General features: G+C 65.2%; 15 protein-coding genes. 8 read left to right on the forward strand and 7 right to left on the reverse strand.

Features of this window, described 5'->3' with window-relative positions; genetic code table 11:
* The first annotated feature begins 59 nt into the window (after nt 1-59).
* The 3 genes from A3AS_RS0104320 (at nt 60) to A3AS_RS0104330 (ending at nt 5,611) form a co-directional block, all read left to right on the forward strand.
* Complete coding sequence (locus A3AS_RS0104320; RefSeq protein ID WP_018316370.1) at nt 60-3,575, forward strand: tetratricopeptide repeat protein; 3,516 nt, start codon at nt 60-62, stop codon at nt 3,573-3,575.
* 351 nt (nt 3,576-3,926) lie between these two features.
* Nucleotides 3,927-4,844 carry a sulfite exporter TauE/SafE family protein gene (locus A3AS_RS0104325; protein ID WP_026201657.1) on the forward strand — a complete coding sequence of 306 codons (918 nt, stop codon included), beginning with the start codon at nt 3,927-3,929 and terminating at the stop codon, nt 4,842-4,844.
* Nucleotides 4,841-5,611: a TIGR02186 family protein gene (locus tag A3AS_RS0104330; RefSeq protein WP_018316371.1), complete on the forward strand. Its 771-nt coding sequence runs from the start codon at nt 4,841-4,843 to the stop codon at nt 5,609-5,611. Before A3AS_RS0104325 ends, A3AS_RS0104330 begins: the two co-directional genes overlap by 4 nt.
* A 154-nt stretch (nt 5,612-5,765) precedes the next feature.
* Here A3AS_RS0104330 and A3AS_RS0104335 read toward each other — a convergent pair whose 3' ends face one another.
* On the reverse strand, nt 5,766-6,539 hold the full coding sequence (locus tag A3AS_RS0104335) for an MBL fold metallo-hydrolase (protein WP_018316372.1): 774 nt from the start codon (nt 6,537-6,539) through the stop codon (nt 5,766-5,768).
* Nucleotides 6,540-6,554: 15 nt separating this feature from the next.
* Nucleotides 6,555-7,466, reverse strand: a complete 912-nt coding sequence (locus A3AS_RS0104340; RefSeq protein WP_018316373.1) for a DMT family transporter — start codon at nt 7,464-7,466, stop codon at nt 6,555-6,557.
* Nucleotides 7,467-7,563: 97 nt separating this feature from the next.
* Between A3AS_RS0104340 and A3AS_RS0104345 the strand changes: the two genes are divergently transcribed.
* On the forward strand, nt 7,564-8,427 hold the full coding sequence (locus A3AS_RS0104345; protein ID WP_026201658.1) for a LysR family transcriptional regulator: 864 nt from the start codon (nt 7,564-7,566) through the stop codon (nt 8,425-8,427).
* A gap of 23 nt (nt 8,428-8,450) precedes the next feature.
* Here the strand turns inward: A3AS_RS0104345 and A3AS_RS0104350 are convergent, their stop codons facing one another.
* Entirely contained in the window at nt 8,451-8,696 is a 246-nt protein-coding gene (locus A3AS_RS0104350; RefSeq protein WP_018316375.1) for a hypothetical protein, read from the reverse strand.
* Between the two features lie 204 nt (nt 8,697-8,900).
* Here A3AS_RS0104350 and A3AS_RS0104355 point away from each other — a divergent pair, with 204 nt between their 5' ends.
* The 3 genes from A3AS_RS0104355 to A3AS_RS0104365 all read left to right on the forward strand — a co-directional run bounded on the left by A3AS_RS0104355 (nt 8,901) and on the right by A3AS_RS0104365 (nt 12,678).
* Complete coding sequence (locus A3AS_RS0104355; RefSeq protein WP_026201659.1) at nt 8,901-11,417, forward strand: glycogen/starch/alpha-glucan phosphorylase; 2,517 nt, start codon at nt 8,901-8,903, stop codon at nt 11,415-11,417.
* 99 nt (nt 11,418-11,516) lie between these two features.
* Entirely contained in the window at nt 11,517-11,858 is a 342-nt protein-coding gene (locus tag A3AS_RS0104360) for a hypothetical protein (RefSeq protein WP_018316377.1), read from the forward strand.
* Between the two features lie 4 nt (nt 11,859-11,862).
* Nucleotides 11,863-12,678, forward strand: a complete 816-nt coding sequence (locus A3AS_RS0104365) for an acyl-CoA thioesterase II (protein WP_018316378.1) — start codon at nt 11,863-11,865, stop codon at nt 12,676-12,678.
* 35 nt (nt 12,679-12,713) lie between these two features.
* Here the strand turns inward: A3AS_RS0104365 and A3AS_RS0104370 are convergent, their stop codons facing one another.
* Both A3AS_RS0104370 and A3AS_RS0104375 read right to left on the reverse strand, forming a co-directional pair.
* Nucleotides 12,714-13,907, reverse strand: a complete 1,194-nt coding sequence (locus A3AS_RS0104370; protein WP_018316379.1) for a serine hydrolase — start codon at nt 13,905-13,907, stop codon at nt 12,714-12,716.
* 56 nt (nt 13,908-13,963) lie between these two features.
* Nucleotides 13,964-15,604, reverse strand: coding sequence for an NAD(P)/FAD-dependent oxidoreductase (locus A3AS_RS0104375; protein WP_018316380.1), 1,641 nt, complete (start codon nt 15,602-15,604; stop codon nt 13,964-13,966).
* A gap of 337 nt (nt 15,605-15,941) precedes the next feature.
* On the opposite strand from A3AS_RS0104375, the gene A3AS_RS0104380 reads away from it, so the two are divergent.
* Nucleotides 15,942-16,829, forward strand: coding sequence for a helix-turn-helix domain-containing protein (locus tag A3AS_RS0104380; RefSeq protein ID WP_018316381.1), 888 nt, complete (start codon nt 15,942-15,944; stop codon nt 16,827-16,829).
* An 83-nt stretch (nt 16,830-16,912) separates the two neighbouring features.
* On the opposite strand, the gene A3AS_RS0104385 is transcribed toward A3AS_RS0104380, so the two are convergent.
* Both A3AS_RS0104385 and A3AS_RS0104395 read right to left on the reverse strand, forming a co-directional pair.
* A complete protein-coding gene (locus A3AS_RS0104385) occupies nt 16,913-18,529 on the reverse strand; it encodes a phosphoenolpyruvate carboxykinase (protein WP_018316382.1) in 1,617 nt (538 codons plus the stop codon).
* Between the two features lie 286 nt (nt 18,530-18,815).
* On the reverse strand, nt 18,816-21,410 hold the full coding sequence (locus A3AS_RS0104395) for a CHAT domain-containing tetratricopeptide repeat protein (RefSeq protein WP_026201660.1): 2,595 nt from the start codon (nt 21,408-21,410) through the stop codon (nt 18,816-18,818).
* Nucleotides 21,411-21,442: the final 32 nt, after the last annotated feature.

Consider the following 21,442-nt stretch of genomic DNA (forward strand, 5'->3'; position numbering starts at 1 on the left):
CACGCGAGGGGAGGCTGGAGGCGCCGGGTGGGGCGCCGGAGTCGGAACCGGACAGAGTCATGAATTCGCGCGTATCGTGGAGTGTTGACGGCATCGATCCATCCGTCAGGGAGCGGGCCGAAGCTGCTGCGCGTCGCGCCGGCATGTCACTCAACGATTGGCTGAACTCCACCCTCGGCGAAACTGCTCCCCCGAACTTTCGCGAACCTTACGACCAGCGTCCGCAAGCCCCGCACGCTCAAATCCGGGGACCGAGTCAGGAAAGCCGCGAAGTCGCCGACATCCACCAGCGGCTCGACGCGATCACCCAGCAGATTGAGCGGATCTCCAAGCCCGCGCAGCGCCAAGATTCGTCACGACAGGATTCGTCGCGGCAGGACCCTTCGCGGCCAGACGCCTCGCGCGAGCAGGGCGTCGCGCGCCAGCTCAACGATGCGATCTCGCGTCTCGATGCGCGGCTGTCGCAAATCTCCCGGCCGCAGCCTCAACCGCAGCAGCCCTCGGCTCCGCGTCCCGCGCCGGCCGACACGCGCCAGCGCCAGGCCGATGCGGTCGAGCGCGCGGCGGCGCAGGTCTATCGCAACGCCCCGCCCCTGAGCCCCGCCTCGTTCGACGTCGCCGTCGCCGAGATCACCGCGCGGCAGAGCGAGCTCGACGGCTTCACGCCGCGGCAGATTCCGCCGCGCGCCGCGCCCTCGATCGCGCCCAATGCTGCTCCCTGGGCCGCTCCTTACGCACCTCCGATGGCGCCACCCGCGCCTGCCTATGCTCCGCCGCCACCGCAGCCGGATTTTTCCGCGCTCGAGCGTCATCTGCTCAAGATCACGAGCCAGATCGAGTCGCTGCAGCGGCCGGACAATACCGAGCAGGCGATCAACGCCTTCCGCAGCGAGCTTGCCGAGATCCGCGCCGCCATCACCGAGGCGATGCCGCGGCGCGCGATCGAATCGATCGAGAACGAGATCCGCTCGCTGCACCGCCGGATCGACGAGACGCGGTCCAACGGCACCGACGGCCAGGTCCTGTCGGGCATCGAGCACGCGCTGTCCGACATCAAGCAGGTGCTGCGCACGCTGACGCCGGCCGAGCAGCTCACCGGCTATGACGAGGCGATCCGCAATCTCGGCGCCAAGCTCGACCTGATCCTGCGCGCCAATGACGATCCCTCGACGGTGCGCCAGCTCGAAGGCGCGATCACCGCGCTGCGCGGCATCGTTTCCAACGTCGCCTCCAACGAAGCGCTGGCACGCCTGTCCGAAGACGTGCAGCTGCTCTCGTCCAAGGTCGACCAGGTCACCCGCGCCTCCGGCCAGGGCGACAGCTTCGCGGTGCTGGAGCAGCGCATTGCGGCGCTCACCGCGGCGCTGGAAACGCGCGAGCGGCCCCAGCCGGCCGAAAGCACCGAGCACCTGGAATCCGCGATCCGCGCGCTGTCGGACCGCTTCGACCGCATGCAGGTCGGCAACGATTCGGCCTCGACCTTTGCGCATCTCGAACAGCGCGTCTCGTATTTGCTGGAGCGGATCGAAGCCGCCGCCGATCCGCGCAACGGCAATTTGAGCCGCGTCGAGGACGGGCTGCACGACATCCTGCGTCACCTCGAGCGGCAGCAGGCGACCTATTCCGCGCTGGCCGAGAGCCGCAGCTCCGCAACCCCGGCCGATTCCGGGGTGGTCGATCTGGTCAAGCGCGAGCTGTCCGACATCCGCTTCAGCCAGGCCGAGACCAACCGCAGCACCCAGGACTCGCTCGACGCCGTCCATAGCGCGCTCGGCCATGTCGTCGACCGCCTCTCCATGATCGAGGGCGATCTGCGCGCGGTGCGCACCGCGCCGCCGGCCCCTGCGCCGCAGCCGATGCCCATGCCGATGGCCGCTCCCATGGAGCCCGCGCCGCCGATGGCGCGTGAGCCGCGGCCGCAAGCCCAGCAGCAACCGAAATACGATCCGAAGCCGGAGCTGCCGAACCCCGCCGCGCAGCAACAGGCCCACGCGCAGCAACAGGCCCACGGCGCCTTCGCCCAAGCCGCCTTCTCCGCCGCGCCGCGTGAATTCCATGCCGCTACCCCCGCCGCGCCGCCGCCGGTTCCGTCGGCGCCACCGGTGCCGCCGCGCGCGATCAGCGAGATCCTGGAGCCGCACACGGTCCCCGCGCGCACCGCGCTCGCGCCGGAATTGCCGCCGGATCATCCGCTCGAGCCGGGCACACGGCCAGGTGGACGCCTCGCCACGCCATCGGAGCGCATCGCCGCCTCCGAGAGCGCGATCAGCGACATTCCCGCCGCGCCGAAAGAGCCGGTGTCGTCGTCGAGCTTCATCGCAGCCGCCCGCCGCGCCGCCCAGGCCGCCGCCGCGCAGCCGGAAAAGCCGGCGCGCGGCGCCAAGGGTGGTGCGAAGGCCGGCGCCGATCGCGGCAAGGACAAGGGCAAGGACGGCAGCTCGACCATCACCTCGAAGATCCGCTCGCTGCTGGTCGGCGCGAGCGTGGTCGTGATCGTGCTCGGCACCTTCAAGATGGCGATGAACCTGCTCGAAGGCAGCGCGCCGCCGGCGCCACAGGCCATGGACAATACGTTGAGCCAGCCGGCGCCGCAGGCCCCACCGCCACCGCCGGTGATCGAGAACAAGCCCGCCACGCCCGAGCAGGTCACGCCATCGATGACCTCGCCGACGCCGATTGGACGGCAGTCCCAGAACAACGCCGCGCCGGCTCCCGCCGCCAATTCGGGCAACTCGGCCTCGGTCGAAATTCCGCCGGCGCCCGCCGCATCCGTGCCGCCGCCTGCCACGAGCAGCGACGTCACCGGCGCGCTGTCGGGCGCGAGCCGCGCCAAGCTCGGCATGATCCAGGTGCCGCCGAGCGAAAAACTGCCTGACGGCATCGGCGGCCCGGTACTGCGCACCGCCGCGATGAAGGGCGATGCGACCGCGGCCTACGAGATCGGCTTGCGCTTTGCCGAAGGCAAAGGCGTTGCCACGAATTACGACGAAGCGGCCAAATGGTACGACCGCGCGGCGCAGGCCGGCGTGGTGCCGGCGACCTTCCGCCTCGGCACGCTCTACGAGAAGGGCCTCGGCGTGAAGAAGGACGCCGACATCGCCCGCCGCTACTACACCCAGGCCGCCGAGCGCGGCAACGCCAAGGCAATGCACAATCTCGCGGTGCTCGACGCCGACGGCGGCGGACGCGGCGCCAACTATAAGAGCGCGGCGCAATGGTTCCGCAAGGCCGCCGATCGCGGCGTAGCCGACAGCCAGTTCAACCTCGGCATCCTCTATGCCCGCGGCATCGGCGTCGAACAGAACCTCGCCGAATCCTACAAATGGTTCAGCCTCGCGGCTGCCCAGGGTGACGCGGACGCCTCCGGCAAGCGCGACGACGTCGCCAAGCGTCTCGACCCGCAATCGCTCGCGGCCGCCAAGCTCGCGATCCAGACCTTCAGCGCCGAGCCGCAGCCCGACGACGCCGTCAACGTCACGGCGCCCGCCGGCGGCTGGGACAGCGCGCCGCAGGCGAATGCAAAGCCGGCGCCGAAGCAAGTCGCAACCAAGCGCTCGGCCTCGGCGGCGCATTAAAGGCGAATTGCTTTAGACAGACAGAACGAGCCGCGCGCGCGGTGCACCTCTCCCGCTTGCGGGAGAGGTCGCGGAGCGAAGCGACGCGGGTGAGGGCTCTCGCCTCTCGGGGGGTCTCGCGAGAGGAGACACCCTCTCCCCAACCCTCCCCCGCAAGCGGGGGAGGGAGCGCATCTCGCGTTATCGCAACGATCGGGGCCTCGTTCACGACCCTCGTCAACATTCACCACGCCCGAAATTCCGGGTCCCTCCCGGCTCCGAATTCCGCTATTGAGGGGCGCGACAATCGTTCCGACCGTCCCGCGAGCATTCCGCGACAATCGGTCCGTCTCGCCGGCGTATGGTCCTTCGATGCAGCTCTATCTTCCGATCGCCGATCTTCCCGTCAACGTCTTCCTGGTGCTCGCCATGGGCGCCGCGGTCGGCTTCGTCTCGGGGATGTTCGGAATCGGCGGCGGCTTCCTGATGACGCCGCTGCTGATCTTCATCGGCATCACGCCGGCGGTCGCGGTCGCCTCGGTCACGAGCCATATCGCGGCCTCCTCCTTTTCCGGCGCGCTGTCTTATTGGCGGCGGCGTGCGATCGATCCGGCGCTGGCGAGCGTCCTGCTCTGCGGCGGCGTCACCGGCACGGCGCTCGGCGTGTGGACCTTCACGCAGCTTCGTGCGCTCGGCCAGCTCGATCTGATGATCGCGCTCTCCTATGTGGTGCTGCTCGGCACCGTCGGCAGCCTGATGTTCTCGGAAGGGCTGCGCGCACTGATGCGGACCCGGCGCGGCGCGCTGCCGCCACGCCGCACGCACAACTGGATCCACGGCCTGCCGCTGAAGATGCGCTTCAAGCGCTCGAAGATCTATCTCTCGGTCATCCCCGTGGTAATCGTCGGCATCATGATCGGCTTCATCGGCGCCATCATGGGCATCGGCGGCGGTTTCATCCTGGTGCCGATCATGATCTATCTGTTGAGGGTGCCAACCTCGACGGTGATCGGGACCTCGATGGTGCTGACGCTCGTCACGATGCTGTTCGCGACCATGCTGCACGCGGTGACCAATCACCTCGTCGACGCCGTGCTGGCGCTGATCCTGATGGTCGGCGGCGTCACCGGCGCGCAGTTCGGCGTCCGCGCCGGGCAGAAGATCCGTGGCGAGCAGCTACGGCTGCTGCTCGGCCTCCTGATCCTCTCGGTCGGCGTCCGCTTCGCGATCGAGCTGGTGATCCGGCCTGAGGATCTCTTCACCATCCGCGAGCTGGGAGTGAGCGGATGATGCGCGCAGCTCTCGCACTCCTGCTCGTCCTGCTGCTCGGCTCCGCAGCGCGCGCCGAGCGTCTGATCGTGTCGGTGTCCAACCACCGCGTCACGGTGACACCGAACTATTCCGGCGAGGAGCTGGTGCTGTTCGGCTCGGTGGAGAAGGACGCGACGACACCCGCCGATCGCACGGCCTATGACCTCGTCGTCACCGTGATGGGCCCGCGCGCCGACATGGTGACACGGCGCAAGGAGCGCACCTTCGGCATCTGGATCAACACCGACTACCGGCAGTTCCTGCAGGTGCCGAGCTATCTGGCGCTGTTCGCCAACCGTCCCTTCGAGGCGATCACCTCGCCCGAGATCGCGCGGCGGCAGCAAATCGGGCTGAACAACGTGCTGCTGACGCAACGGGTCGGCGGCGATTATGCCGACGTGGTGCCGAACGACGCGTTCCGCTCGGCCTTCATCCGCCTGCGTACCCAGCGCGGGCTGTATCGGGAGGATCCGAGCGCCGTCACGTTCCTGACGCCGACCCTGTTCCGCACCGGCATTCCGCTGCCGGCGGAGGTGCCGATCGGCACCTACGAGGTCGAGATCAAGCTGTTCGCGAACGGCGCGTTCATCAGCAAGACCGAGACCGCGTTCGAGATCGTCAAGGTCGGCTTCGAGCAATTCGTCGCCACCACCGCCAGGCACAACGGGCTGATCTATGGCCTCGTCACCGCCGCGATGGCGCTGATGACGGGATGGATGGCGTCGATCGTGTTTCGGAAGGATTAGTTGCCGTCATTGCGGCGCGGGCCACTCTCTCCGCTCGTCGTCGCCCGGCTTGACCGGGCGATCCAGTATTCCAGAGGCGTTAGGGAGCTCGCTCTCGCAACGGCCGCCGCGGCGTACTGGATGCCTCGGTCAAGCCGGGGCATGACAGTGGGGCTCACGGCGCCTGGATCACCGTCGGCACGCCCGGCTCCAGCAGCCGCAGCCGCGTTCCGAAACCGAGCACGTCGAACGTCTTGCGCAGATCTTCGCTGTTCTGGCGGAAATGCGCCCAGCCCTCGGTATGCACGGGCACGATCGTCGCATCGGGGAAGGCGCGCGCCGTTTCGATGGTGTCGTTGGTGTCCATGGTGAGGTGGAACGGCCCACGCGTCTGCGCGGCGCCGGCGAAGGGCAGCACCACGCCGCATTTGAAGCGGCGCGCGACTTCGGCGACGCCGTCGAACCAGGTGGTGTCCCCGCTGATATAGACCGTGCTGGTGTCCTTCCGGCTGGACGCCACCACGAAGCCGATGACGTCGCCCGACAGCGGCTCGATGCCAGCCGGGCCATGGCGCGCCGGCGTCGCGGTGATGGTCAGGGTGTTGCCGTCGCTATCCTTCAGATGCGTCGTGCTCCAGGGCGCAAGGCCCTCGACATGGCCGCCGAGGCGCTTCGCGCCCGCCTCCGTCGTCAGCACGCGCTTGACCTTATGGAGATAGTCGCGGCCCGAATGATCGAGATTGTCCGAATGCTGGTCATGGCTGAGCAGCACGGCATCGACCGGGCCGATCGCATCGGCCTTCAACGCGGGACCGATGGTTTTCTCCAGCGTCACATGCGGCAGCTGGTAGGCGCCGGGCGCATCGAAGGTCGGGTCGGTGAGCAGGCGGAAGCCGTCGATCTCGATCAGCGCGGTCGGGCCGCCTATCAGGGTGATGGAAATGGGCACGAGAGAACTCTCCTCTTACGAGACAGGCTTCGCAGGGCGCGTCACCAGGTAGATGCCGAGCGCAACCGGGATGATGCCCAACAAATCACGGGCCTCGACGTGCTCACCAAGGACGAGATACGCGAACAGCATGCCGAGCGGCGGCATCAGGAAATGATAGGCGCTGGCAGCGGTGGCGCCGCACACTTTCAGGAGATGGAACCAGAGCCAATAGGCGAGGATCGAGCCGCCCAGCACGAGGAAGGCAAAGGCGCCGATCAGGCCCGGCGTATAGTCGATCGCGTGCACGTCGGCGAAACTGAACGCGATCGGCGAAAGTGCGAGGCCGGCCGCGAGGTTCTGCACGCCATTGCCGATCCACAAGGAGCCCTTCGGCGCGAGCAGCTTGAACAGGATGGTGCCGGCAACGAGCGAGGCGAGCGAAGCCAGCGTGAAGACGATGCCGTGCAGGGAATCCGTGCCGACCGACAGGCGATGCCAGACGATCAAGGTCACGCCGGTGATGCCGAGCAGCAGGCCGCCGGCCTTGCGCCAGGTCATGCTCTCGCCGAGCAGCAGGGTCGCGAGCGCGGCGGTGAAGACCGGATTGGCCGAGACAATCAGGCCGCCGAGGCCGGCGGAGACCGATTGCAGGCCGGTGTAGCCGAGGCCGAGATAGAGCGCGTTGTTGGCAATCCCTAGCACGGCGAAGATCGCCGCATCGCGCCAGGTTAACGACCAGCTGTCGCCGCGGATCAGCGTGGCGCCCAGGATCAAAATGCCGGCGAGCGAGAAGCGCGCGGCGAGCAGGATCAACGGCGGGCAATGGGTGACCCCGATCTTGCCGGCGACGAAGGCGTAGCTCCAGAGCAGGCAGAACAGGCCGATGGCGAGCGGCAGGGTGTTGAAGCGGGTGCGGGGGGCCGAAATCGAGGGGGCGAGCGACATGGGGGCATTCTCCTGAGCCTCGATCTAGGGAGTCCGCTTGTCATTTGGAAATTAAATGATTAACTCCACGCCAGTGGATTTTCGAATGGAGGCGGCCATGCTCGATCTTGAGCTGCTGCGCAGCTTCGTCTCGGTGGTCGAGGCCGGCGGCTTCACCCGCGCCGGCGCGCGCGTCCATCGCACGCAGTCGACCGTCAGCCAGCAGATCAAGCGGCTGGAGGACGATATCGGCCAGGTGCTGCTGCACCGCGACGGCAGGACCGTGCGCCCGACCGAGGCCGGCGAGCGGCTGCTCTCCTATGCGCGGCGCTTGCTCTCGCTCGCCGAGGAGGCGCGCGACGTGCTGCGCCAGCCGGATGGCGAAGGCGCGATCCGGCTCGGCATCCCCGAGGATTTCGCGGCGTACCGGCTGACCAAATTACTGGGCGCGTTCGCGCGCTCGCATCCGGGCCTGCGGCTCGACGTGCGCGCAGACCAGAGCAAGCATCTGGCGCGCGATCTCGAACGCGGCGAGCTCGACCTTGCGCTGTTCAAGCGTGCGGCCGGCGAGAAGGGCGCCATCGCGGTGTGGCCGGAGCGGGTGCACTGGGTCACCAGCAAGAGCCATCCGGTCGATGTTCACGCCGCGTCCGTGCCGCTGATCGGCTTTCCGACCGGCTGCCTCTACCGTGCCGGCGCCATCCACGCGCTGGAAAGCGTCGGCCGCGCCTGGCACATGGCCTATTCCTCGTCGAGCCTCTCCGGAATCCAGGCCGCGGTCGCCGCCGGCATGGGCCTCAGCATCTTGTCGGAGATGTCGATCCAGTCCGACCACCGCGTGCTGACGGCGAAAGATGGTTTTGCGCCGATCAACAAGACCGAGGTCGCACTGATGGCCTCGCCCGATGCGAGCCCGGCAACGCTGCGACTTGCAGATCGTCTCGCCGAGTTTTGCGATGCAGTGCAGGCGAAGGCGGCTTGAATTCGCAGAATATCGACGGTCTCTCAGTTCGCCGCGGACATCAGCCTGTCGCCGCACGCATTCGCATAGAACTTGCCGCCACATTGGCGCTTGATGGCGGCGCAGCGGGCCGCGGGCGAGGCATTCTGCGGGACCGTGAAGCCGCAGCTGAGGCCATCGGCGCTGCGACCGGGCTTGCCGGTGGCAAACGCGGCACTGAGGGTCCCGATGCAGACGACGAGCAGGGCCGCCGCGGCGATCTCGATCAGCAGTCGCGTCAGCAGTCTCATGGGAATGTTCCTCCACACTGATGGCTGAATTGATCCGCAATCTAGCACCGAATCCCGGTTTCTCCGTGCTCCCCCGGGTTCCCAAATCGGCCCGTTCCTTGCATAAATTTACGCCAGCGCAGTGCAAGGCCGCATCGGCGACAGTTCCGGTGCAGGGGCAAGACGCGTAGGGTTAGTGGTGTGTTCGACCAGGAAGTGACGGCTTTGCAAGATCAATCGTTCCAGCCCAGTTTTCCCGCCCCCGGCCAGCCGATCGACGAGCTCGCGCTGGCTGAGATCAAGGGCGCGATCCTGGCGAAGCTGCGCCTTGCCATCGGCAAGGATGCCGGCATGGCGACCAGGCACGACTGGTACCAGGCCGCGGCGCTGGCGCTGCGCGACCGTGTCGTGCATCGCTGGCTCACGGCCGAGAAGCACAGCTACGACGCGGGCCGCAAGCGCGTCTATTACCTCTCGCTCGAATTCCTGATCGGCCGTCTCTTCACCGACGCGCTCAACAACATGGGCCTGCTCAAGATCTTCGAGGTCGCGCTCGGCGATCTCGGTGTCTCGCTGCCGGAGCTGCGCAAATGCGAACCGGACGCCGCGCTCGGCAATGGCGGCCTCGGGCGCCTCGCCGCCTGCTTCATGGAGAGCATGGCGACGCTGTCGATCCCCGCGATCGGCTACGGCATCCGCTATGATTACGGCCTGTTCCGCCAGATCATCAACCAGGGCTGGCAGCAGGAATATCCCGACGAATGGCTGAGCTTCGGCAATCCCTGGGAATTGCAGCGGCCCGAGGTGATCTACGACATCAATTTCGGCGGCGGCGTCGAGCATGTCGACGACAAGGGCCGCGACCGCGCGATCTGGCATCCGGGCGAGACCGTGCAGGCGATCGCCTATGACACACCGATCGTCGGCTGGCGCGGCCAGCACGTCAACGCGCTGCGCCTATGGTCGGCGCGTTCGCCCGATCCGCTCAAGCTCGACGCCTTCAACAAGGGCGACTATGTCAGCGCCACCGCCGAGCAGTCGCGCGCGGAAGCGATCTGCAAATTCCTTTATCCGAACGACGAGAGCCCGGCGGGCCGCGAGCTGCGCCTGCGTCAGGAATATTTCTTCGTCTCGGCCTCGCTGCAGGATCTCGTCAAGCGGCACCTTGCGTCCGACGGGCAGCTGCGCAGCCTGTCGAGCAAGGTCGCGGTGCAGCTCAACGACACCCATCCGAGCCTCGCCGTCACCGAGCTGATGCGGATCCTCGTCGATCTGCACAATTTCCGCTGGGACGAGGCCTGGAAAATCACGGTCGCCACCCTCTCCTACACCAACCACACGCTGCTGCCCGAGGCGCTGGAGACCTGGCCGGTCGAGCTGTTCGAGCGGCTGCTGCCGCGGCATCTGGAGATCATCTACCGCATCAACGTGCAGCATCTGGCGCTGGCCGAAGCGCGCTGCCCCGGCGACATCGACTTCCGTGCCTCGGTCTCGCTGATCGACGAGAAGAGCGGGCGCCGCGTGCGCATGGGCCAGCTCGCCTTCGTCGGCTCGCACCGCATCAACGGCGTCTCGGGGATGCATTCGGACCTGATGCGCGAGACCGTGTTCCACGACCTCAACCATCTCTATCCCGGCCGCATCACCAACAAGACCAACGGCATCACCTTCCGGCGCTGGCTGATGCTGGCGAATCCGAAGCTGACCGACCTGTTGCGCGAGACCTGCGGCGAGGCGGTGCTCGACGATCCGACCCAGCTCTCGCTGATCGAGGCCCGCGCCAGCGACGTCGAATTCCAGAAGAAGTTCCGCAGCGCCAAGCTTCATAACAAGACCGCGCTGGCGCGCCTGATCGGCGAACGGCTCGGCATCAAGGTCGACCCGACCGCGCTGTTCGACGTGCAGATCAAGCGCATCCACGAATACAAGCGCCAGCTCCTCAACGTCATCGAGACCGTCGCGCTGTACCAGGCGATCAAGGACAACCCCAATGGCAATTGGGTGCCGCGGGTGAAGATCTTCGCCGGCAAGGCTGCCGCGAGCTATCGCTACGCCAAGCTGATCATCAAGCTGATCAACGACGTCGCGGAGGTCGTCAACAACGATCCCACGATCGGCGGCAAGCTCAAGGTCGTGTTCCTGCCCGACTACAATGTCAGCCTCGCCGAAGTGATCATTCCCGCGGCCGACCTGTCCGAGCAGATCTCGACCGCCGGCATGGAGGCCTCCGGCACCGGCAACATGAAGCTGGCGCTGAACGGCGCCATCACCATCGGCACGCTCGACGGCGCCAATATCGAGATCCGCGACCATGTCGGCGCGGAGAACATCGCGATCTTCGGCATGGAGGCCGGCGACGTGATGATCCGGCGCAAGCAGGGGCTGGACGCCTCCGACTTGATCCGCAACTCGCCGAAGCTGCAGCGCGCCATCAATGCGATCGGCACCGGCGAATTCTCGCCCGGCGATCCCGGCCGCTTCGAGTCCATCGCGCACGCGCTGCGCTATCTCGACCATTACATGGTCAGCGCCGATTTCGATTCCTATTACGAGGCGCAGCGCAGCGTCGATGCGCGCTGGCTGGTGGCGCCGGCCTGGACGCGCGCCTCCATCCTCAACGTCGCGCGCATGGCGTGGTTCTCCTCCGACCGCACCATCCGCGAATACGCCGAGGAGATCTGGAACGTGCCGGTCAATCCGACCACGCCGCTGCTGCCCAACCTGCGCGACGCCGCGGGCTGATTTTTCCGCGGCGTGGAAGCGGCGTTACCTGTGAGGTTATTGATGTGGCAGGATAGCCATCATATTACGGCTTGAGATTTTTTCTGGCCGGAGTCGATCGTGCCTGTCGGCGAGTATGTCAGCCCTGATGGGCAGCTTCGATTGCTCGTCATTTGCCCCGACGGGGATTGGACGTTGGGGTTTGACGGCTTCCCCTGGCACACGCATGGCAGCATTCTTGCCAGCCTCTCGGGGAAGGACGAGGAAACCGCAATCGTCGACTTCGTCGCCGACCTGACCAGCTGCAAGAGCATCGTCGCGATCAAGCGTATCGGAGGCGCGGTCGCGGATGTCTGGGTGACGGATGATCCAGCGGATGATGCTTTGAGCTCACGGCAATATGGCCCCAGCGACGAAACGATGGAGTTTCGTCGTTGGGACGGAAGCGCAGTAAAGGTCTGATTTAATGCACGCCAAGCTCCCGCATCCCTTCGACGATGCCACCCGCGTCACTGCCGGCGACTCCAGCTGGCAGGGGCACACCAGCGACGATTACTGGGCCTTCGTCGGTCCGTTCGGCGGCGCCACCGCCGCGACCATTTTGCGCGCGCTGATCGACCATCCGGAACGCGCCGGCGATCCGCTCGCGCTCACGGTCAATTATTGCGCGCCGATCGCCAAGGGGCCGTTCGATCTCGACGTGCGGCTGGTGAAGGCCAACCGCTCCAGCCAGCACTGGAGCGTCGAGCTCAGCCAAGGCGGCGGCGAGGTCGCAACGCTCGCCACCGCGGTGTTCGCCGAGCGCCGGCCGTCCTGGGAGCACCGGGTGGCGCAATATCCCGAAGCAAAGCCGTTCGAAGAGACGCTGCCGTTCCCGAGGATCCAGGCCTCCTGGGCCAACCAGTATGAATTCCGCTTCGTCGAGGGCGAGATGCGGATCGGCCCAGCGCAGGCCGAACCCGCCAGCACCTATTCAAAAATCTGGATCAGCGACCGCACGCCGCGCAAGCTCGACATGCTGTCGCTGATGTCGATGTCGGACGCCTTCTTCGGCCGCATCTTCCACGCGCGGCGCGAGCTGGTGCCGTTCGGCACGGTGTCGCTGACGACGTATTTCCACACCGGCGCAGACGAACTCGCGGCCGAGGACATCACCCGCGTGCTGGCGACGGCGGACGCAAAGATCTTCCACAAGAGCTACGCCGACCAGAACGGCGAGCTGTGGTCGCCGAACGGAAGGCTGCTGGCGACCACGACGCAGATTGCGTATTTCAAGGCGTGAGCTCTTTCCACCCCTCGTCCCGTTCTTACCGGTCCCTAACCCGCCATTCGCTGCCTCAGGCTCTGATAAAACGCCGTCTCGAAATTCATGTAGCCGATGAACGACGTTGGATCGCCAAACGGAAGAATCTGCGTGGCCCAGAACCCGCCGAACCCGTTCTGCCGGTCGATCCAATAGAACAGATTGGCAAGGCCCGCCCAGCCGAGGGCGCCGGCGGGACGCCCGGTGGGTGCTTCCTGGTCGTTGATCATGAAGGACAGCGCCCAGGACTTTGACTGGCCCGGGAAGAACTCGGCATCATTGCACAGCGCTGGGATGACGCCGGTGATCGGTGTCACCTTCTTGTCTCCGAGATGATTCTTCTCCGCCATGCGCACGGTCTCCGCCTTCAGCACGCGGCCGTGCTCGCCGGCACCGTCATTCAACCACATCCGGATGAAACGCATGTAGTCGCCGACCGTGCCGTAAAGGCCGTGGCCACCCATATGCACTTCAGGGTTGGCGGGGAGCTCGAAATCCATCGGCGTCAACGAGCCGTCGGCGCCGCGCGCGTGGATCCCGGCCAGTTTGCCGCGCATGGCCTCCGTCAGCTCGAAGGTCATATTCTTGATTCCGAGCGGCTCGAAGATGCGCGTATTGAAAACCTCGCCAAGCCGGCGCCCGGCGATGGCCTCGACGATTTGGCCGCACCAGTCGAGATTGGTGCCGTAATCCCAGCGCTCGCCGGGATCGAACAGCAGCGGCGTCATCAGGCAGGCTTTGGAAGCGGTGATGACGCTGGGCTGCCCCTTCTCTTCGGCGAGGCGGTTATAGGTGCGGTTGATGAAATCGTAGCTGAGACCGGCGGTATGCGTCATCAGCATCCGTGTGGTGATATCCCGCTTGGGCGCCCGCAGCATTGGCTCACCCGCGGCATCAAAGCCCTCGATGACCTGGAGCTTGCCGATGTTCGGCGCGTAGCGCTTGGCCGGTGCGTCGAGATCGAGCTTGCCCTCTTCGACGAGTTGCAGCACGGCCGTGCCGGTGATCGCCTTGGTCGTGGAGAAGATGGCAAAGATGCTGTCGGCCGTCATGTCGGCGGGCTGGTCAAGGCGCCTTTTTCCCGCAGCACCTTCGTAGATGTTGCGATAACGGTCCGTCACCATCGCGACGACGCCGGGCACGCGCGGCGTGGATGTAACGACACCGTCAAGAACGGCGTCTGCAGCAGCACCGAAATTCGTGCTCATGGTTGTCCTCCCGTTTGGATTGGATGAATTCCGTCGACGCAGCGCTTCGCGAGCACTCAGTTCATGGTGAAGCCCAGGTAGCCGCTGGCGGCGACCTCGTTGCATTTCTGCCGGTAGGCGCCGACGCCGCCGCAGTAGGACAGAACGCGGCGCGGTTTGCCTTCGACGTTCGAGCCCAGGTACCAGGAATTGGTCTTCGCGATCAGCGTCGCATTGGCGATCTCATCGTGATGCGCCACCCATCCGTCTTCGGCATCCCTGGTCGGCTCAACCACCTTCAGGTTCTTCGTGCGCACGAACCTGATGCAATCGTCGATCCATTCGACCTGCTGCTGAAGGCAAGTGGTCATGTTGCAGAGCGCAGCCGACGGAGCCAGCGGCACCGCGGTCGTGAACAGGTTCGGATAGCCATGAACCTGCAGGCCCATCGTGGTGCGGATATCCTTGCTCCAATCCTCCTTCAGCGACCGGCCACCGCGGCCCCTGATATCGATGCGCGTCAACGCGCCGGTTCCGGCGTCGAATCCAGTCGCCAGAACGATGACGTCGAGCTCGTGGATCGTCCCGTCCGCGGTCTGGATACCCATGGGTGTCACGCGGTCGATCGGATTGGCCTTGACGCTGACGATCTCGACATTGGGCCGATGGAAGGCCTCGAGGAAATTCTGCTCCAGCGGCACCCGGTGCGTCCCGAAACCGTAGTCGGCCGGAATCAAGGCTTCGCACAGCTTTGGATCCTTCAGTCGCTCGCGCATCTTCTCGCGCACGAAGTCGGAGATCTCGGCGTTGACCTCGGCGTCGAAGAACAACTCGGCGAAGGACGAGATCCACAGCTTCAGGGAGCCGTCGTTCCAGCAATCCTCGATCACCTCCCTGCGCCGTTCTGGCGAAAGTCCGGCCCAGGCGTGCTCGAAATCGTATTCGAACCCGGTGAAGGTATGCGGCAGGCGCTCCGTGAGGTGCTGGAATTTTGACTTGTAGGCCTGCGCATCTGCCGCGCTGTACTTGGGATTCTTCATCGGAATCATGTATTGCGGCGTGCGAATAAAGACCTTCAGATGACCGACCTCGCCAGCGATGGTCTGGATGACCTGGATGCCGGTTGCGCCGTTGCCGATGACGCCGACGCGCTTGCCGGCAAAATCGATCGGCTCCCTGGGCCAGCGCGCCGTGTGGAACAACTGCCCCTTGAACGTCTCCTGTCCCGGAAACGATACGTGCGGGGCGGAGAGCATGCCGCAACAGGTGATCAGAAACTGGGTGTCGATCACGTCACCCCTGTCGGTCGTGACCAGCCAGCGCTGTGTGGCTTCGTTGAAATGGGCGGTTTTGACGATCGTCCCGAACTGGATGTCCTTGCGCAGATCGAGGCGGTCGGCGATGTAGTTGAGCCAGCGTTCGATTTCCGGCTGGCCGGGGAATTTCTCGCTCCAGCTCCATCCCTTGTAGAGCTCCTCGGAGAACAGATACTGGTAGATGTGGCTTTCTGAATCGAAGCGGGCGCCGGGATAGCGATTCCAATACCAGGTGCCGCCCACGCCTGCGCCCGCGTCAATTGCCCTGACCTTTAATCCCTGTTCGCGCAAACGGTAGAGCTGATAGAGCCCGGCGACGCCGGCTCCAACAACCACCGCGTCGAATTTCGCCGTGACATGCGCGCCATTGCTTCCATTGGGTTTGGTCGCCGTTTCCGCCATTTTTCCCTCCTAGGTGTTTCCAGAGCGAGCGCAACCCTCCCCACCCGTCGTGCGCTCGGATGGTGGTGCATCGCGTCATTTGTCGGTCCCGCGAGTGCCTGCGGCTTTTCACCCTTCTTCCGCACTTGCCCGGGACGCGAGGGAGGCTATGAGGCGGGCTGCGTTCCCGGCTTGAACAAAACCGACAATCCTTTGAATGAAGCCGGAGGCCGGCGCCGACCTCGCCCGAGCTCGCTTGGCAAATGGCAAATCCGGCCTATGCTGCTGCCTTGCCGATCGGCCAATGAGAACAACAAGCAGTCGACCATGCCAAAACTCCAGGGAGGAGGCTCGCGCGATGGGGCAGTTCATCACGGTCGAGGAGCTGCCACGCTATGCTCCCGGCGAAATGATGCTGGACAGTTCGGCGGTGGGGAAAGCCGATTTTCGGCTGCGCGTGTTCCGCTATGCGCCATCCGATATCTGGGTGCCGCCGTCCGATAACTTTCTGATCGTGATCTATCGCGAAGGCACCACGGCGATGAAGCGCCGCGTGACCGGATCCTGGAAGCAGGATCGCGTCGGCCGCGGCGTCACGACACTGCTGACGCGGGCCGAAGCGTCGAACTGGCGATGGTCCCATGACATCGAAGTCAGTCATCTCTACATCTCGCCCAGGCTCATGGCGAAGACCGCGAGCGAGGCTTTTGACCGGGATACCGAAAGCGTCGAGCTTCATGATCTGCTCAGGATCGAGGATCCAGTCCTGACCTGGATTGCTGACCAGATGGTGCAGGAGGTTTCCGCAGGAGGTCCGGGCGGCCGGCTCTGCTACGATGCCATGGCACTTCAGGCGAGCATTCACATCCTGCGAAAATACGCCTCAGTGCAGTTCAAGATGCCCTGTGCGCAAGGGCCCTTCAGGCCGGCGCATGCGCGAATGATCGAGGACTATATCGAGCAGAACATTTCCCGGAACATCACGCTCGACGAACTGGCCAACATCTGCAACTGCACGCCGGTGCAGTTCGCCCGCAAATTCCAGGCACATTATGGCATGCGGCCGCACAGCTATGTCCTCACCCGCAAGGTGGAGCGCGCCTGCGAACATCTGCGCAAGGACCGCCTGGCGTTGAAGGAGATCGCCCTGTTGAGCGGATTCTCCGACCAGAGCCATCTCAACCGGATCTTTCGCCGGCACATGAGTACGACTCCCGCAGAATATCGCAAGCAATGCACGGGCTAGGCAGCCTGACGATGCTCGGGCCGTAAAAAGAAAGGGCGGCTGATGAAGCCGCCCTTTCTCGTCAATCACGTCTTGCGGAGAACTTACTCCGCCGCGAGCTTCACGTCCGGCGCGGCGGCACGCACTTCGGCGTCCACTTGGGCTTCGAACTTGGCAAAGTTCTTCTGGAACATGCCGACCAGCGCGCGGGCGGTCTTGTCGAACTCGTCCTTGTCCTTCCAGGTGTTGACCGGGTTGAGGATCTCGGCCGGCACGCCGGGCAGCGCGGTCGGGACCGCGAAGCCGAAATATTTGTCGGTGCGGAATTCGACGTTGCGAAGCGAGCCGTCGAGCGCGGCGGTGAGCAGCGCGCGCGTCACCTTGATCGGCATGCGCGAGCCGACACCGTATTTGCCGCCGGTCCAGCCCGTGTTGACCAGCCAGCAATCGACATTGTGCTGGGCGATGAGGTCGCGCAGCATGTTGCCGTAGACGGACGGGTCGAGCGGCAGGAAGGGCGAGCCGAAGCACGTCGAGAATTCCGGCTGCGGCTCGTTGCCGAGACCGCGCTCGGTGCCGGCGACCTTGGCGGTGTAGCCGGACAGGAAGTGATACATCGCCTGCGCCGGCGAGAGCTTGGCGATCGGCGGCAGCACGCCGAAGGCGTCGGCGGCGAGCATCACCACGTTCTTCGGCTGCGGCGCGCGGCCGGTGCGCGAGGCGTTCGGGATGAAGTCGAGCGGATAGGCCGAGCGCGTGTTCTCGGTCTTGGAGCCGTCGTCGAAATCCACCACGCGGGTATCTTCGTCGAGCACGCAGTTCTCGAGCACCGCGCCGAAGCGGGTCGAGGCCGCGAAGATCTCGGGCTCGGCTTCCTGCGACAGCTTGATGCACTTGGCGTAGCAGCCGCCTTCGAAGTTGAAGACGCCGTTCGGGCCCCAGCCGTGCTCGTCATCGCCGATCAGCGTGCGGTTCGGATCGGCCGACAGCGTGGTCTTGCCGGTGCCGGACAGGCCGAAGAAGATCGCCGCGTCGCCCTTGGCGCCGACATTGGCCGAGCAATGCATCGGCATCACGCCGCGCTCGGGCAGATAATAGTTCAGCGTGGTGAAAACCGACTTCTTCATCTCGCCGGCATAATAAGACCCGCCGATCAGGACGATCTTGCGGGCGAAATCGATCGCGACGACGTTCTCCGACTTGCAGCCGTGCCGTTTGGGATCGGCGCGGAAGCTCGGCATGTCGATGATGGTGAGCTCCGGCACGAAGGTCGACAGCTCGACCGCCTCGGGGCGGATCAGCAGCGTGCGGATGAACAGCGAGTGCCAGGCGAGCTCGGTGAAGACGCGCGTCTTGATCCGGTAGGCCGGGTCGGCGCCGCCATAGAGGTCCTGCGCGAACAGCTTCTTGCCTTCGGCGTGCTTGAGGAAGTCCTGATAGAGCGTCTCGAACTGTTCTGCGGTGATCGACTGGTTGCCGGCCCACCACATCTTCTTGTCGGTGGTGGCGTCACGCACCGTGAACTTGTCCTTCGGGCTGCGCCCGGTGAACTCGCCGGTGTCGGCGCAGAGTGCGCCGTCAGCGGACAGCACCGCCTCGCCCGCAGTGAGCGAGTATTGATAGAGTTGCGGCGCACCGAGGTTCCAGTGAACCTGCTTGAGATTCTTTAAACCGAACTTGTCGGCGCCAAAGGCACCGTTGCGCACGCCCGTCTCTTGCACGAAAAAATCCTCCTAGAACCCGCGACATTCAGCGCGACCAGAACTTCAGCACCATCGCGGTCACCGTGATTTATAGGCCAACCAGCCTCGGCTGGGCGACCTAATAATGATGAACGCTGGCGTTGCCAAGCTGATCCCGCAGGATTTGGTTTATTCAAGGACCGCGCCAAACGTCGCGCATGTCAGCTCTGAGCAGCTGCATCAAAAAATCACGAATGATCGCGCAACCAAATGCGGAATTCGGCGTTGATCAAGGTTTTTGCGACGCACAATTCCGGCTGCCGGCTTATCTTACCTCGCCTTCGCCGATGAGCGCGAACGGTCCCCACATCGCCGGGTAGGCGTTGCGCGGTGACGAGGTGTCGTCGACAAACGTTAACATCGCGCGGCGCAAGGCTTCGGCGCGACCGATTTTTGGTTGGTTCTTGAGCAGCTCGAATGTCGATGTGGTGAGGCGGGTGGCGGCTTCCGAATCCACGGCCCAATGCGAGACCAGCAGCGCGCGGGCACCGGCATAGAAGAAGGAGCGCGCCAATCCCGACAGCGCCTCGGCGCCGGGCTTGTCGCCGGCGATGGTATTGCAGGCGGACAGCACCACCCAATCGGCGTTGAGCTTGAGCTGGGCCACCTCGCTCGCGGTCAGAAGGCCATCGTCGAGTTCAGACGGCTGATCGGGAATGGACAATGCAAGCGAGGGCTCGCCCAGTCCCTTGACGTCGCCGGCAACGAGGCCGTGGGTGGCAAAGTAGATGATGCCGTATTGAGCAAGCGCTGCACGCTTCAGCGTCGTTTCGCTGGCATCGCGTCCGAGATGGATGTCGGCATCAGTGGCGCCGACGTCTCTCGCCACCGCGTTGAGCTCATCGGCGGTATCGGGCAGTTGCGGCAGCGCCTGCGCGAGCCGCGCGCGGTCGACCCCGGCGCCGCGCCAGAAATCGGTATAGGCAATCGTCGCAATGCTGCGCGCCGCGACCTTGCCGCCTGCGGCGCGACGGTCGGCAGGTCCTTCCAGCGCGGGATTGAAAACGGGATCGCCGAAGCCGGTCATAGGCTTCGCGCCCTGATCCCTGCGCGCGAAGGCACGCAACGATTTCAGGCTGATCACCGACGGCAGCACCGAGACCGCATGACGCCGCAGCAGCCAGGCGGCGTCGCGATAACCTTCGAGCCTGTCCGGAATCGCAGCCTGCGGCTTCTCCGTCACCAGCAGATGAAACGGCAATGCGGTCAGCGCCGCCGATGGCACGACCAGGAGGTTGCGCTTGTCCTTCGTCAGCGCCTCGACCGGGCCGAGCAGCGCGACATAGAGCTCGTTCGCGAGCGCAAGATCGAACAGCCCGGATTTGCCGGAGGCATCGCGCGCCTTGCCGACATCCAGTCCCCTGCGGAACGCCGAGACCTTCCGCGCCATCGCGTCCGCGCCGAACGAGATCTCCTTCCAGTCGGCACCATCGCGCGTGATCGCGATGACATAGCTTCGCTTGTCGACGACGGAATAGATCACCATCGCCTCATCGGCCGACAGCAGCGGCTGGATGTCCTTCACCGCCAGCGGCAGCGGGTTCGAGAGTGAGGCGTAGTCGGGAAACTCGAGCGTGAGCGTCTTTTGCAGCCCCGCGCGTTCGTTCGCAATCGCAACGATCCTCGCGCGGCTGCGTTGCTCGGCAGCGACGTCGCGCTGCGCCGATTGCTTCGACACCGCCGTGATGATCGCCTTGTCGAGCGCCTCGGCCTCGGCCGCGAGATCCTGATCCCGGCGCACCAGCTCGGCGAGCCGGTCGCTGCCGGCGGCCAATCGCACCGCGAGCTTGTTCACGGCAGAGGCGGCGGAAGATTGCGTGCCGCGCTGAATCGCGCCGAGGGCGTCATCCAGCGCCTTGTCGCTCGCCAGCAGAGTTTGCTGGCGCGCAGCGAACAGAACCGGCAGCACGGTGCGCAGCTGCGCGCGGTTGGCGGCAAGCGTCTTCTGCGCAAACGGCAAGGCGTCAGCGGTACGGCCCGACACCTGAAGGAAATAAGCGAGATTGCTGGTCGAGGTCATGACATCGGGATGATCCACCCCGAGTGCACGCTCACGGATGGCAAGCGCGCGGCGATAGAGCGGCTCGGCCTCGGCATAGCGCTGCTGATGCTCGTAGAGCCCGGCGAGATTGTTGAGCGAGCGCGCCACGTCGGGATGATCCGGCCCCAGCACCTTTTCGCGGATCGCGAGCGAGCGCTTGATCGGCGCTTCGGCGTCGGCATCGCGGTTGAGGTCGCGATCGACCTGGCCGAGATTGTTCAGGACGGTGGCAACCGCGGGATGCTCGGGCCCAGCGGCCTTCTGATAGATCGCGAGGGCACGCTGAAACAGCGGTTCGGCGTCGGCAAAATGCTCCTGCTTCACGTAAAGCGTGGCGAGATTGTTGAGGGCCTGGCCGACATCGGGATGCTCGCGCGACAGCGCCTTTTCGCGAACGGCCAGCGCACGCTTGAACAGCGGTTCGGCTTCGGTGAAGCGGCTCTGCCGCTGATAGAGCGCCGCAAGATTGTTCAGGAGCGGCGCGATCTCGACGCTGCCCTGACCGGTCCCTTTCTCCATCAGCGCGATGGCGCGTTTGTAAAGCGGCTCGGCCTGATCGTCGTGGCCCTGGTCGGCGTAAATCTGCCCGAGATTGTTGAGCGCCGCGGCGAGGTCGCGGTTGTTGCTGGTCTTCTCGAGCGAGGCCACCATGGCCTGCGCCAGCGGTAGCGCCTCCACATATTTGCCGGCGCTTCGGAGCGCATTGATGCGCCCGCTCTGCGCCGACAGATCGCTCTTCTGGGCAAGGCCGGGCGTGGCAAGCGACGTGGCGATCGCGAGCGCCAGACCCGCAGCCAATGCCAAACGACGACGCGTCATGAACCCTCGCTGCGAGCCTTAAGACCTGATCG

The sequence above is a fragment of the Bradyrhizobium sp. WSM2793 genome (genome assembly GCF_000379585.1).
In the GTDB taxonomy this organism is placed as follows: domain Bacteria; phylum Pseudomonadota; class Alphaproteobacteria; order Rhizobiales; family Xanthobacteraceae; genus Bradyrhizobium.